The organism is Cloacibacterium normanense (genome assembly GCF_002943105.1).
Classification (GTDB): Bacteria; Bacteroidota; Bacteroidia; order Flavobacteriales; family Weeksellaceae; genus Cloacibacterium.
This window is the reverse complement of record NZ_PTPZ01000008.1, coordinates 74,680-89,164: the sequence shown is the minus strand read 5'-3', so window position 1 is coordinate 89,164 and position 14,485 is coordinate 74,680. Positions and strand designations below refer to the sequence as shown.

Below are 14,485 nucleotides of genomic sequence, written 5' to 3'. Positions count from 1 at the left end.
AAAGAATTAAGCCTCACCTTTCGGTGAGGCTTTTCTTATGGAGCTAATCTTGATATTTTCCAATTGTAATTTTCATCAAGCTCATAGATAATTCTATCATGCAAACGGTTAGGTCTTCCTTGCCAAAACTCTATCTGATAAGGTTTTGCGATGAATCCGCCCCAGTTTTTAGGTCTAGGAATTTCTTTTCCTTCGTATTCTTTTTCTAATGCTGCTAATTTATCTTCTAAATATTCTCGATTAGGAATTACAGAACTCTGTGGAGAAACTGCTGCACCTAATTGACTTCCTCTTGGCCTTGAACCGAAATAGCCATCACTTAAATTCTCGGCCACTTTTTCTAAATCCGCTTTTATGACAATCTGCCTTTCTAAACCTGGCCAAAAAAAGTGAAGACAAGCCTTATTATTTTTTTGAAGAGCCTTCCCTTTTTTGCTATCATAATTGGTATAGAAAATAAAACCTTCCCAAGTATAAGCCTTTAGCAAAACCATTCTGGTTCTGGGGCAACCATCATCTTCTACCGTAGAAATTGCCATCGCATTTGCTTCAGAAACAGAAGGACTTTCTTCTGCATCCAGAAACCAATCTCGAAACATTTCGATAGGATTTTCTTTAATTTCGCTTTCTAATAATTGTGACTTTTCGTATACTTTTCTTTTATCATGAAGATTTTCCATCAAAATTTTTTTTAAATTTGAGTAATGAATAATTCTTACAAAGGTAAAATTTTAATTTCTACACCTGATATTTCGGGGGACATATTTTCTCGCTCTGTAGTTTTAATTATAGAGCATGATGCTCATGGCGCATTTGGATTTATTTTGAACAAGAAAAATCATTTCATGAGCGAAAACATGAAGCATTTACTCGGTACCGAATTAGAAGTGTATGAAGGCGGTCCTGTAGAAACAGATCGTATATTTTTTTTAGTCAAAGGAAAACCTTTCACTTCTGAATATTTACCAATTGATGAAGATTTCTATATAACAGAACAGCAAGAAGAAATTGTTTCTGCCATGGTAAACCAAGACCTCAATAAACAAGAAGTAAAAATCTTTAAGGGTTATTCTGGATGGAGTCCTTATCAATTAGACCAAGAAATTCAGAATAAAATGTGGACGGTAGTAGACCTTTTTCAATTGGATTACACCTCGCCAAATGATCAAACGCTTTGGAAAAAAATTATGCAAAATCTAGGCGGAGATTATTTGCTTTGGGCCAATTCTCCAGAAAATGTGAGCTTGAATTAGGCTGAGGTAAAGGTAGAGGTAAAAGTTGAGGCAGAATGTTTAACAAAAATTTAGGATTTCTTTTAGAAATAATTATCGCTTAAACTGGGTTTTTATCTAAACTCTCAATAAAAGAACTCGGTAATGGACCTTACAAAAGGTTGATTGCCGAGTTCGTCAATTTTAAGCGAAACTATTACTCCAAGATTCTACCATTGCAGAGAATCTTTCGTTGCCAAATTCTTTATTTCTAATTTTTGATACCGAAAAAACTCCTTTTTCATCAGAAATTACGAGAATTTCTTCTGCTTTTTGTGTTTCGAAAGCACTTAATTCTGCTTCTTCGATGATGACAAAAGCATTTTTATGAAGGAAAGTCACGAAATTTTCCATTAACGGAGAAATATAAGCACCTTCTGATTGTTTCGGGATTTTAATCGTATTTTCTTCCAGCAACAAGATATTTCCAGAGATGGTTCTCGCTACTCTTTTATCTGGATTGAGCAAAATTACATCGTCTAAATCATTTTCAGCAGCATAGATTTCTGCATAAATATTTTCCGGCGAATGCGTTCTGATATTGCTCAAAATATTGGTATTTACTGAAATTTCTTTAAGCAAATCTATTTCAATATTTTTATGGATAGACAGTACATTTACATGAGGATTCAACTCAAAATAATATTGCACTGGCGTTCTAGAAGAAAGCACATCTTCTCTGTTTCTAAACGCCATAAAAGTAATCACTCCCAGTTCTAAATTATTTTCAGAAATGGCTTTATTAAAGGTTTCTGTGAAAAATTCAAGCGTAAAAGAAAGCGGAATATTCATTCTCATTTTTCGCATTGAAGCCATCAAAAAAAAGTAGCATTCTTCTGCCATAATCAACTGATGATTCTTAACAAAAAAATGAACTTTTACAGCATCGCCATTTAAAAATGCATTATTCTGAAGTACTATTTCTTGTGTTTTTTGTCCGTTTAGATAAATCATGTTGTAATGATTTTTAGTTATGAAAATTGCAAAAAAAATGATAACTGAAATTTCAATTATCAATCTTTTTACTTGGGTTGAAAGATTAAGCCGCGCCTAGTTTGATTTGTAAATTTTCGATGAGATTATCCCAATATAATCTGGTTTCCTCTTCATCTCCTTTTTCGCAGAAATCGGTAATATTAAGAGAAAGGTCATTGGTAATTTCATCAATGATAATGGTCATTTCGAAGAAATATTTTGTTCCTTCGTCTTCTTCCCAACGGAAACGCACAAAAGATTCAGGTTTATATCTGATTAATGTCGCTTTTTCTGCGGGACCACCATTCCAACTGAAATAAAAGTCATCACCTCTTTCTACTGCTTCATCTGCAAACCATTCTGAAAGGCCTTCTGCAGTTGCCATATATTCATACAAAATCTCTGAAAGACAATGCATTGTATATTCAAACTGTACCTTATGTTTCGTCATATTTTTACCATTTTTGGTGTCGCAATATATAAATTAATTTTATATATCTGCAACTATTTTTCGATAAAATATATAATTTCTATATGAGTTTTCGCATAAAAAAAAAGAGTTTTAAAAATTTAAAACCCCTTTTTTTGTTTATTCTTCATTTAAAGTTTCTAAAATAATTTCGCAGCCTTTTTTAATCTCTTCTTTACTAATGGTTAACGGTGGAGAAATCCTCATAAATTCATTTCGGTAGAGTTGCCAAAAAACAATGAGTCCTTTTTCCATACAACGCTTCGCTACTTCTAATGTATACTCTGGAGATTCTAATTCTACTGCGAGCATTAAACCTCTTCCGTTTACTTTTTTAATTTTTGGGTGAACCAATAATTCTCTGAACAGTTTTTCTTTTTCTTCTACTTCATTCATTAAACTACTCTCTAAAACTTCTTTTAAAGTTGCATAACTCGCCGCTGCAATGAGAGGATTTCCGCCAAAAGTAGTAATGTGTCCTAGTTTAGGAGAATGCTGAAGTGATTTCATAATTTCTGCAGAGCTCATAAATGCGCCAACTGGAACTCCACCTCCCATTCCTTTTCCCATCACGAGAATATCAGGAACCATATCATAATGTTCAAAAGAAAATAATTTTCCTGTTCTTCCAAAACCTGGCTGAATTTCGTCAAGGATTAATAAAGCCCCAACTTCCTCACATCTTTTCTTTAAATTTTTAAAATAATTTTGAGAAGGCGTCAAAAAACCTGCAGCTCCTTGAATCGTTTCTGCGATTACGCAAGCTGTTTTTTCGGTAATTTTAGAAAATTCTTCTTCGTTATTAAATTCTATGAAAGAAATCATCGGCAACAAAGGACGAAATTCTCTCTTGTGAAACTCATTCCCAGAAACCGACAAAGCACCATGAGTATTGCCATGGTAAGAATTTTTCATGGAGATGATTTCTTCTCGTCCTGTGTATCTTTTTGCTAATTTCAATGCTCCATCGATGGCTTCTGCACCAGAATTTACCAAGTAGGTAACTTCTAAAGGTTCTGGAGTAGCTTCTGCTAAAAGTCTGCACAGTTCTACTGGTTTTTCTTGAGCGTATTCTCCATAAACCATTACGTGAAGATATTTATCTGCCTGTTCTTTAATTGCATTAACCACTTTAGGATGAGAATGCCCTAAAGTATTGGCAGAAACTCCCGCTACAAAATCTAAATAAGCTCTACCATCTTTACCATAAATATAACTTCCTTCTGCTTTTTCTACTTCGAAACCTGCTGCATAAGGAGTAGTTTGTGCTTGATATTTGAAAAATTCTTGTTTCATTTTGCAAAGATAAAGAAGATAAAAGTTGGAAGATGGAAGTTTTTGAAAAATTTTGAAATTTAAGTTTCGATAAAGCCAAATATGAATTCAAAAATAAAAGTCGGACTAAAGTCCGACTCTATTGATTTATAGTTTTCTATCTCTTTTGATGGTTTTTGGTTTTTTCTTGGCTTCCTCTTTCTTACGAAGTTCTTCCGCTTTTTGGTACAGCGTATCATCTGTTTCATATTTCACTTCTTCATAATTAGGCGTATCGAGGAAAATATCTTCCCATTTCCGTGGTCGGTCTTTGGTATTCCAATTAAAATCTGTGAATTTTCTTTTCTCTGGAGCAATCATACTCATCGGGTAAATATCAGAATTGGCTCCAATATTACAAGAGAGAATCTGAATTTTTCTTTCTTCAAAAAGTGCTTCAATTTGTCCACAAGTAGAAAGCGCAATACCGATTCTATCTAATTTTTTGGTCTGCGCATCTTCAGAATCTGCATAAGTAATAGCTTGAGCATTCCCTGTTACTTTGGCAATTTTAATTTCGTTGTTTTGATAAAAAACGGTCATTAAATTTCCTTTCACTTGATTAAACTCGTCTTTCAACGTGAGAGAATCTGCTTTAGAAATGGCAAATGCATTTCCGATGACTTTTAGAGAGTCTATATTTTGTTCCGTTGTGTTGAAATAGGCTTCGATTTTATCTCCAGAAATTTGTTTTTCTCCGCTCCAGAAAAGAGGTTTCACGTTTAAATGAAGAATTCCATCCGTTTCATTAAAGCTCAAAGAATCTGCTCTACCTTGGGCTTTAGTCATGAACAACCTTACTTTTTTATAGCCACGAAGGAAACTTTTTTTCTTTTGGGTAGAATCTAATTTTTGGTAACTTAAAAATCTTTCTGCAGCGATGTAAGCTGTATCTTGATTCATGATTTTTACCGCATAAGGTTTTTGGGTAATCATCGCCGAATCTATTTTTTCGTAGATTTCTCCATAACCACCGATGATGTAACGATTTTCTTTCGGGTCATCTAATCTCACGTTTCCTTCTGCTTTACCAAAACCTGTGAGTTGATTAAAAAACATTTTATCTCCTTTCAGAATTTTACCATTGTAATAAATTCTAGAATTTTTATTAAGATACACCTGTTTTTCAGTCATAAGATACTTCCCATTTTCAGTGTAGACGTAATTAGAAGGTTTTTCTTTATTGATAATGGTTGTAGGCCCGAAAAATTCAGCAATATTGGTATTTTGGTAATGCTTAATATTTTTTCCTTCTACTCTATACTGGGCATTATCAATAGTGTAATTATTGGTAAATTCATTGGTTTTAGAATCTATGAAATAAGTAGCAGTTTGGCTCCACATGGTACTTTTACCATCATTTATAGTTCCTCCAGAATTGAAATAAGCGGTATTTTTTACTCTATCATAATACAAAATATCTGTAGTAATGGTTTGTTTCGCATCAGTAAGCACCACTTTTCCACGGGCAATTCCTCGTTGAGTATTTCCATCATACTCCATTTCGTTTGAGGTAATTCTGTTTCCGTCTGAAGTAACAAGCAAAACCTTTCCAATGGCTTTAGCGAAATTTTCTTTTTCGTAAAAAATCACTCGGTCTGCCGTCAACATGGCACCTTGATGTTCAAACTGAACATTTCCTGTGAAGAAAGGATTTCCTCCGTACATATCTGGTTTTCTTTCGAATAAATCTGAGTGAATAAAACGTACTTTTTGACCAGGCTGAACCGCTACATTGGTTTCTTTTTTGAAATAAGGATCTTTTACTAAAGGTTCTTTGGAATTGAGTTTATCAATCTGCGAAAAACCTAAAGCATAAATAAAAATGAAGAGTACGAAAAGGATTTTTTTCATTATTTTTTTTTGTGGCCGTAAAAATATAATGAATGATTGTCAATTTTCACGCCAAACGCTTCTTCGATAGATTGTTTGATGCCCTGAATTCTAGGGTCGCAAAATTCTATAATTTCTTCAATCTCTTTGTCTGAGCCATCTTTGTAAATCACTAAATGGTCATGTTGCTTATCAAAATAAGATTTTTCGTAAGAAGATGAAGAGAGTGTCTTTTCGCCGAACTGGTGTTTACGAATCAAGCCTGCATCTAGAAAAATTTCTATAGTATTATAGATGGTTGCCTTAGAAACATGATATTTTTTATTAATCATGATGAGATATAAATCATCTACATTAAAGTGATGATCCATATTATAAATCTCTTCTAAAATGGCATATCTTTCTGGAGTGTTTCTGTAGGCTTTATCTTGTAAATATTGCTTCAGAACATCTTTTATTACACCTATATTTTTTTCTTTTTGAGTAGCTTCCATTGTTTTAATTGAAAAGCAAATTTATTAATTTTTAACTAATAAAAGGTAAATTTTAATGAGAGACAAAATCTAAAAACCTCAATTGCTTGAGGTTTTCATTTTATATTAAGAATCGTAACGTTTAAACTCTTCTAAAATAATTTTTTTCTCTCTAATCGGATTATTGATAAGCGGTACAGATTCTACCAAAACATTATGCGGTGCTAAACCATACGCTTTGAAATCACTACTACCGATATATTTCACGAAATTATAGATATTCAAGGTAATTTTTTCTTTTACCGTCAATAAGAAGTCATTGATATAAACATTGTCAATAATCACATATTTTAAATCTGGCGGAATATTATGATTTCTAAGAGAAGGATGGCTACTTCTATCAGGAATAATGCCTTCTTTCATCATATCAAACAACACTTGATTGAAATAATCATTGATTTTTCTATCAATTTTGAATCCTAAAAGGAAATTCACTTTATAAACCGTTCCTGGCATTACCTCATCAATAGAATATTTATAGGTAAAAGGATCTTCTTGGTTGATGATATTTAAAATAAAATAATGGTCTGCTCTTTTTGGCTGAGAGCGCATGATAGAGTAAATAATTTTAGATTCCACCTCATCCTCTTTCTTCGCTCTACTCAAAAATGCTAAATTGGTTGCATATTTAGGAATAGACTCATCTAGTTTAATATCTTTAATTGTAGAAACATAATCTTTCAGTTTTACAAACTTGATAAAATTTTGCTTAATCATTCTACCATTAAACCAAGCGTACATACAAACTGCCACAAAACCTGCTAAGAAAACGGTAATCCAACCACCTTCGAAGAATTTAATGATGTTGGCACTGAAAAATCCTATTTCTATAGACAAATAAACCAAGGCAAAAATTCCTATAAAAAGTTTATTCACTCTATTTCTCCACAACCATGCAATCAATAAAATGGTAGTCATCATCATGGTTACCGTAATAGATAAACCATAAGCTGCTTCCATATGTACAGATTCTTTGAAATAGAATACTACAATTAGACAGAAAATAAGTAAACCCCAATTGATTCTTGGAATATACATTTGACCTTTTAAACCAGAAGGATATTGAATCTGTTGGAACGGCCAAAAGTTAAGAGACATTGCTTCTGAAAAAATAGTAAATGAACCTGTAATTAATGCTTGAGAAGCAATAATTGCCGCTGCTGTTGCCAAAATTACGGCTGGAATAATTAAATAATGTGGTAACATTCCGAAGAAAGGATTGGTTCCCGTGAAAACCATTCCATAGTTATTTAGTAACCATGCACCTTGACCTAAATAGTTTAGAATTAACATGATTTTTACAAAAACCCAACTCACTCTAATATTTTTATAACCGCAGTGTCCTAAATCTGAATACAAAGCTTCTGCTCCTGTAGTACAAAGAAATACCGCTCCTAAAATAAGAATCGCACTCGGAGAAGTTACGATTAATTTATAGGCGTAATAAGGATTAAATGATTTTACAATTTCTGGATGTTCCATTAAATTCACCACACCGAATCCTCCTAAAAACAAGAACCAAATCACCATTACTGGTCCGAAAAACTTTCCAATAAAACTGGTTCCAAATTGCTGAACTACGAAGATAATGACCAGAATTACAGAAGTCATTGCTAGAATAGAATTGATTCCTAAATCTAATCCTTTGATTTGCTTAAGACCTTCTATAGAAGCCATTACCGTAAGAGAAGGCGTGATTACCCCATCTGCAATTAACGCAGACGCTCCTATAATTGCAACGAGATACAACCATTTTGTTTTCATTTTTTTCACCAAAGAAAACAACGCTAAAATCCCACCTTCCCCTTTGTTATCAGCTCTAAGGGAAATAAGAACATATTTGATGGTGGTTTGCAGCGTGAGCGTCCAAATAATACAAGAAAGTGCTCCTTCTATATATTCTTCAGAAATCATTTTAGCTTCTTTTCCAGATTTAATGATGGCACTCATTACATACAATGGTGAGGTACCAATATCTCCGAAAACGATTCCTAATGAAACTAAAACTCCTATGAAAGTTAATTTTTTGGTGTCAAAATGATGACCTCCAGCTAAAACGTCTGACATTTTTCAAGTTTAAAAATAAATGCAAATTTAATCTAATTTCTAGAGGAAATACTTTTTCCTAAGAAAATTTTACATGAAATTAAAAAAGCGCAACCAAAAATGATTGCGCTTTTTTAAAATATGATTAAAGTTTTAAGATTTTACGTATAAAACGTTTTTAATCTCTTGTTTTACTTTTTCTAATTTCGGGAACCACTCTGCAAATAACGCTGCTGAATATGGAGCAGGTGCATCTGGAGTTGTAATTCTCTTAATTGGTGCATCTAAATAATCAAATGCTTTCTGCTGAACCATGTAAGTAATTTCTGAAGCTACAGAACCAAATGGCCACGCTTCTTCTAGAACTACTAATCTATTGGTTTTTTGTACAGAATTAAGAACTGTCTCATAATCTAGCGGACGAATTGTTCTTAAGTCTATTACTTCTACAGAAATTCCTTCTTGCTCTAAATCAGCTGCTGCTTGCATTGCTAATTTTAAGATTTTACCAAAAGAAACCAAAGTCACATCTTTACCTTCTTTTTTGATATCAGCTTTACCAATTGGGATGTAGTATTCTTCTTCTGGAATTTCCATTTTGTCTCCGTACATCTGTTCAGATTCCATGAAAATTACAGGATCATTATCTCTAATTGCAGATTTTAATAATCCTTTTGCATCATATGGATTAGAAGGAACAATTACTTTAAGACCTGGGCAGTTTGCATACCAGCTTTCAAAAGCTTGAGAGTGAGTAGCTCCTAATTGACCTGCAGAACCAGTAGGCCCACGAAAAACGATAGGAACATTCCACTGCCCTGCACTCATTTGGTACATTTTAGCAGCATTAGAAATAATTTGGTCAATAGCTACCAAAGAAAAATTAAAAGTCATAAACTCTACAATTGGTCTATTTCCGTTCATTGCAGCTCCTACAGAAATCCCAGCAAAACCTAATTCTGCAATTGGTGCATCTATTACTCTTTTTGGACCAAATTCTGCTAACATTCCTTTTGAAGCTTTATAAGCTCCGTTATATTCTGCTACTTCTTCGCCAATGAGATATATCGATTCGTCTTTACGCATTTCTTCGCTCATTGCTTCACAGATAGCCTCACGAAATTGTACTTCTTTCATTTTGATTAATTTGTTGAGTTGCAAATTTAAGGAATTTTTATCAAACTATTATGTATCAATTATTACTTTAGTCAACAAATAAAAAAGACACATCTTTTAGGACGTGTCTCGTTTGTTTTTATCTATAAAATAGATTAATCTACTCTATGCCAAGTTTGGTTTCTACCGATTAATGAGATTCCTACGTAACCTCTTACATTCAGTTTATCACCACTTCTTGTCACAGTACAATTGTACGTTTTTCCTTTTTTAGGATCTGTAATGGTTCCATCAGTAAATTCTGAACCGTCTTTCTTTAAACCTCTGATGATTTCTAAACCAACTAACGGCTTATTTTTTCTGTCATCTGTACATTTTACACAGTTGTTATTTTCTGGTTTTTGTAATAATTGTACAATTTTGCCATAATATTTACCGTCTGATTTTTTGAAAATTTCTACGATAGATTTAGGCTTCCCTGTTTCATCATCAATTGTTTTCCATTTCCCTTCTATTTGAGCATATGAAAGAACACTGAAGAATAAAGCGAAAAATGCGAATGCTAATTTTTTCATGTTTCTAATTTTAAATTTTTGTTAAAAGTAAATATTTTTTGTTAAACAACAAATTTATTGTTATTCTTATCATACTAATAACAAAGCAGGTGCCAAAATTCAGAAAATTAAACACTAGTTTAATATCTCTAATAAATAAAGCTTTTTCAACTTTTCATTTCTGGTTTTAGGATTCAGAAATTTTAGGGAAAGTTTAGTAATTTTAAAATGCGTTTCCTGATGAAGAATTTTATACGGTTGTGTAATATTTTGTAAATCATTTTCGTATACCAGAACTCTATCTCCTTTTTTCAACAGAGAAACCTCTTTTCGAGGCGTGTTTTGTTGAGTATAAAAATCAAAAGACCAAATTTCATAATCTTTCGGCATGAAAAGATTTTGGGTTGAAACTTGTTTTTTTTCAAAATATTGAGCCATTTTTAAACCACCTTGATATTGCGTCAAAACAGGATAAAACTGCGAATTGAGAAAAATATTAATGGTTATAGCAAAAAGCAATGAGACCAAAACCCATCTTCTCACCATATTTTCTTTTTTGAAAATGTAAAGCAGTAAAGTTCCCACAAAAAACAAGCCTACCACAAATAAAACCACTTCATGAATTCCAGTAAAATAATACGTGAGCAGTAAAACGCCTACTAAACTTACCGAAATAACCACCAACTGAATCACCCAAAAAACTCTGGCTTTTTTCCATTGATTTTTTTCGAAAATTTCAAAAATATAAGAAGCGGTAAAAACCGAAATAATGGGAATTAGTCCGTTTAAATAATGAGGCAACTTAAATTTAGAAAAACTAAATACCAACATCACCAACCAGAATCCGCCTAAAGTTAAAAACTCTACGCCTTCTACTTTTTTAAATCTTTCTTGAATCAAATTTTTAGTTCTTTCAAAAACACCCGTGTAAAATGCGATTGAAAAAGGTAAAAACGCCCAAAGCAATGTGTGAAAAAAGAAAGAATAATCAGGACTATTCTGCTCAAAACCTTTGGCTTGTAAACGATTTACACTTTGATTAAATAGAATAAATTCTACACCTTCGTTTCCAAATTGATGATAATACGCGTACAAAATCGGCAAAATCCCCCCTCCGAAACTGAGCGCGGCAAAAATGATTTTCACATTAAAAAATTTCAGCCATTCTCTAGAATACAGCAAATAAGAAAATATCGAAAATCCTATAATCACAATCGCCATCAAACCTTTTGAAGAAAAAGCCAATGCTGTAAAAAAACCTGCTAAAATAACATTGCTGATTTTTTGTGTTTTGATAAAAGCTAAAAACTGCCAAATAGAAAGCGCAATAAAACCCGTCAAAACAGCATCTGTTCTTACATCGTGTGCAGAAAGAATAATCGTTTGTGACGCTAAAAATATCAGTGAGGCGGTATAACTTAGATTTTCGTTTTTATACAATAAATCAGCAATCTTTTTTACAGAAAAAGCCGCTAAAAACAAGCATAAAATCGCTGGAATTCTATAAGCAATATGATTAATTCCAAAAATTTTCATCGATAAAGCTGCGAGCCAAAAATGCAAGTGCGGTTTGTCTAGATAAGGATTATCTCCTTTATAAATTTCTAGAAAATTGCCAGAATTGGTCATTCTCATCGCCATTGTAGCATGTTGAGCAGAATCATTTTCCATGAGTGGAATAAATAGCCCTACTAAGTACACCAAAACAAAGCCTACAAAAAGAAAAAAGATTTGATTTCTAGAAAGTAATTGATTTTGATTCATTATAAAAATCAGGTTTTTTAGTATTTTTGCAAAAATTTGCTTTGCAAAGGTAACAAATCAAGCGCTACAATGGATAAAAATAAATTCTACTCTCTCGTTATTCCTATGTATAACGAAGAAGGAAATGCAGAAATTTTAATTGACAGAATTTCTGATGCTATGAATGGATATCACTACGAACTCATCTTAATAGACGACAATTCTACGGATAAAACCATACAAGAAATCAAAGAAAAAAAACATCCAAATGTAGTGTTGATTGAGCTCAAAAAAAATTACGGACAGAGTTCTGCGATGATGGCTGGTTTCGATTATGCAACTGGTGATTATGTAATTACACTTGATGGTGATTTGCAAAATGATCCTTCAGATATCCCAGCAATGGTAGAGCTATTAGAAAACGGAAATTTCGATTTGGTGGTAGGGAAACGTCAAAAAAGAAAAGATTCTTCCATCAGAACCATTCCTTCAAAAATTGCGAATTTCATCATCAAAAAATCTACAAAACTCAATATTTCTGACCAAGGTTGTGCACTGAAAGTTTTCACCAATGAAACGGCAAAAGAACTGAATCTTTACGGCGAAAACCATAGATTTATTAGTTTAATGGCGCATTTAAATGGTGCTAAAATTACAGAAATTCCCGTAAAGCATCACCCAAGACAACATGGCGTTTCTAAATACGGAATGAACAGAACTTTCAAGGTGATTAATGACTTGCTTTTGGTTTTATTCAATAAAAAATACCTTTCTAAACCGATTTATCTTTTCGGAAATATTGGTTTAATCACTTTTACATTGGGAGTTTTGGTTAATATTTATTTATTGGCTCTCAAAATTTTAGGAAATGACATTGGCGGAAGACCTTTATTAATCCTAGGTGTTTTACTTATTTTCATTGGCATTCAGTTTTTCACCACAGGAATTATTGTAGACATGTTGATGAAAACCTACTACGAATCTCAAGAAAAAAGACCTTTTAACATCAGAAATATCACAACATTTGGAGAAAGTCAATCTTAAAAAACTACTCATCAACTTTGCTAAAATTTTCATTAGCATAGCTTTGTTGTATTTCGTTTTTCAGAAAATCCCTTTTCGGGAAGTAACCGTTTTATGGGCAAAAACGAATGTTTTTTATCTCGTGATGGCTGCTATTCTCTTTTTGGCTTCCCAAATTATTTCTACCAAAAGACTTGAACTCTATTTTAAAGCCAATGATTTCCATTTGAGTTTCAGAAGCAATTTAGAACTCTATTTTTTGGGAATGTTCTATAATTTTTTCATTCCAGGTGGAATTGGTGGAGACGCTTACAAAGTCTATCTTTTGCATAAAAATTTTGGTTGGAGTGCCAAAAAAATTACCTCATCGCTTTTTAATGACCGATTAAGCGGACTTTTGGGAATCTGCGTATTGATTTTAGTATTTTCATTCAATTTACTGGAAGCTAAATTCTTCCCCATCTTATTTGTGCTTTTAGTGGTGGGATTTTTCTTTACTTATTTTTTAACTAAAAAGCTTTTTTCTACTTACACCAAAGTTTTTTTTAAAGCTTTTTCCTATTCATTTTTAGTCCAAATTTTACAAGTCATCAGTTTTATATTTTTATTAAAAAGTTTAGATGTAACTGACAATTTCACCATTTACGCGGTAGTATTTTTGGCAAGTTCTGTGCTCAGTTTAATTTCTTTTGCAGGAATTGGAGTGAGAGAAATGCTTTTTTTACAAGCGTCTAAGTGGTTCAGTTTTCAGCCAGAAATTTCAGTTTCTGCGTCTTTACTTTTTACAATGATTACTGCATTTTTTTCACTTTTTGGAGTGATATTTCAAATAAGAAAGTTAAATTTGAAACTTACTGAAACGCCATGAATTTTATAAAAAATAATTTAGCCAATGCTTTCACTCTCGGGAATTTATTTTCGGGAAGCATCGGTGTTATCAATTTAGTAGAAGGAAATTATAAAGTTGCCGCAATTTGCATCATCATTTCTTTGGTTTTAGACTTTTTAGACGGATTTGTAGCAAGAGCGCTTAAAGCCAATTCTAATCTCGGCGCACAATTAGATTCTCTAGCAGACATGGTAAGTTTCGGACTTTTGCCTGGTGTAACGATGTTTAAAGCATTGGAAGGTTTCGGAAATCAGTTTATGGATTTCGAATTGCCATTTCAGTTGAAATATTTAGGGCTTTTCGTGGCTTTATTTTCATGTCTCAGATTGGCTATTTTTAATTTAGATGAAGAGCAAAGCTATTATTTTAAAGGACTCAACACACCGAGTAATACGGTTTTACTTTTCGGAATGTATTACGCATTTCAAGAAACAGGAATGTTCTGGCGAACGTTTGAAAATCCTGTATTTTTGGTAGGACTCATCGCAGCAAGCTGTTGGTTACTTATCAGTCCCATTAAAATGATTGCGCTTAAATTTAAATCGATGAAACTGAAAGATAATTACCCAAAACTCATCTTACTTTTGGGCGGAATTCTACTAATTTCAATTTTAGGATTGGCAGGAATCCCTATGGTTATCGTTTTTTATATAATCGTTTCCCTAATTTTTCAAAAACAAATGTAAGAACAAGTCGCGACTTGTCCCTACCAAAATAAA

The 14,485-nt window shown here is 32.7% G+C and carries 14 protein-coding genes; 4 read left to right on the top strand and 10 right to left on the bottom strand.

The genetic code is table 11. From position 1 onward, the window contains the following. Nucleotides 1-35 precede the first annotated feature (35 nt). Entirely contained in the window at nt 36-680 is a 645-nt protein-coding gene (pdxH, locus tag C3729_RS11540; protein WP_104794333.1) for a pyridoxamine 5'-phosphate oxidase, read from the bottom strand. A 24-nt stretch (nt 681-704) separates the two neighbouring features. Here pdxH and C3729_RS11535 point away from each other — a divergent pair, with 24 nt between their 5' ends. After that, nucleotides 705-1,253: a YqgE/AlgH family protein gene (locus tag C3729_RS11535; protein WP_104794298.1), complete on the top strand. Its 549-nt coding sequence runs from the start codon at nt 705-707 to the stop codon at nt 1,251-1,253. Between the two features lie 162 nt (nt 1,254-1,415). Here the strand turns inward: C3729_RS11535 and C3729_RS11530 are convergent, their stop codons facing one another. From C3729_RS11530 to C3729_RS11490, 9 genes are all read right to left on the bottom strand, one after another. After that, nucleotides 1,416-2,225: an aminotransferase class IV gene (locus tag C3729_RS11530; RefSeq protein WP_104794297.1), complete on the bottom strand. Its 810-nt coding sequence runs from the start codon at nt 2,223-2,225 to the stop codon at nt 1,416-1,418. Nucleotides 2,226-2,310: 85 nt separating this feature from the next. Next, complete coding sequence (locus C3729_RS11525) at nt 2,311-2,697, bottom strand: START-like domain-containing protein (protein ID WP_104794296.1); 387 nt, start codon at nt 2,695-2,697, stop codon at nt 2,311-2,313. A gap of 138 nt (nt 2,698-2,835) precedes the next feature. Then, on the bottom strand, nt 2,836-4,011 hold the full coding sequence (locus tag C3729_RS11520; RefSeq protein ID WP_104794295.1) for an aspartate aminotransferase family protein: 1,176 nt from the start codon (nt 4,009-4,011) through the stop codon (nt 2,836-2,838). A gap of 126 nt (nt 4,012-4,137) precedes the next feature. Beyond that, nucleotides 4,138-5,883 carry an OstA-like protein gene (locus C3729_RS11515; RefSeq protein WP_104794294.1) on the bottom strand — a complete coding sequence of 582 codons (1,746 nt, stop codon included), beginning with the start codon at nt 5,881-5,883 and terminating at the stop codon, nt 4,138-4,140. After that, on the bottom strand, nt 5,883-6,356 hold the full coding sequence (locus C3729_RS11510) for a Fur family transcriptional regulator (RefSeq protein WP_069798615.1): 474 nt from the start codon (nt 6,354-6,356) through the stop codon (nt 5,883-5,885). The genes C3729_RS11515 and C3729_RS11510 overlap by 1 nt, the downstream gene beginning before the upstream one ends. A 105-nt stretch (nt 6,357-6,461) precedes the next feature. After that, nucleotides 6,462-8,462, bottom strand: a complete 2,001-nt coding sequence (locus tag C3729_RS11505) for a KUP/HAK/KT family potassium transporter (RefSeq protein WP_104794293.1) — start codon at nt 8,460-8,462, stop codon at nt 6,462-6,464. Nucleotides 8,463-8,594: 132 nt separating this feature from the next. Beyond that, nucleotides 8,595-9,602, bottom strand: a complete 1,008-nt coding sequence (locus C3729_RS11500) for a pyruvate dehydrogenase complex E1 component subunit beta (RefSeq protein ID WP_317615416.1) — start codon at nt 9,600-9,602, stop codon at nt 8,595-8,597. A 110-nt stretch (nt 9,603-9,712) separates the two neighbouring features. Then, complete coding sequence (locus tag C3729_RS11495; RefSeq protein ID WP_104794291.1) at nt 9,713-10,132, bottom strand: DUF2147 domain-containing protein; 420 nt, start codon at nt 10,130-10,132, stop codon at nt 9,713-9,715. A 114-nt stretch (nt 10,133-10,246) separates the two neighbouring features. Then, nucleotides 10,247-11,875: an ArnT family glycosyltransferase gene (locus C3729_RS11490; RefSeq protein ID WP_104794290.1), complete on the bottom strand. Its 1,629-nt coding sequence runs from the start codon at nt 11,873-11,875 to the stop codon at nt 10,247-10,249. A gap of 69 nt (nt 11,876-11,944) precedes the next feature. Between C3729_RS11490 and C3729_RS11485 the strand changes: the two genes are divergently transcribed. The 3 genes from C3729_RS11485 to C3729_RS11475 are packed head-to-tail and all read left to right on the top strand — an operon-like array spanning nt 11,945 to nt 14,452. After that, nucleotides 11,945-12,898, top strand: coding sequence for a glycosyltransferase family 2 protein (locus C3729_RS11485; protein WP_104794289.1), 954 nt, complete (start codon nt 11,945-11,947; stop codon nt 12,896-12,898). Beyond that, entirely contained in the window at nt 12,879-13,745 is an 867-nt protein-coding gene (locus C3729_RS11480) for a lysylphosphatidylglycerol synthase transmembrane domain-containing protein (protein WP_165785769.1), read from the top strand. Before C3729_RS11485 ends, C3729_RS11480 begins: the two co-directional genes overlap by 20 nt. After that, nucleotides 13,742-14,452, top strand: coding sequence for a CDP-alcohol phosphatidyltransferase family protein (locus tag C3729_RS11475; protein WP_104794287.1), 711 nt, complete (start codon nt 13,742-13,744; stop codon nt 14,450-14,452). Before C3729_RS11480 ends, C3729_RS11475 begins: the two co-directional genes overlap by 4 nt. The last annotated feature ends 33 nt before the right edge of the window (nt 14,453-14,485 follow it).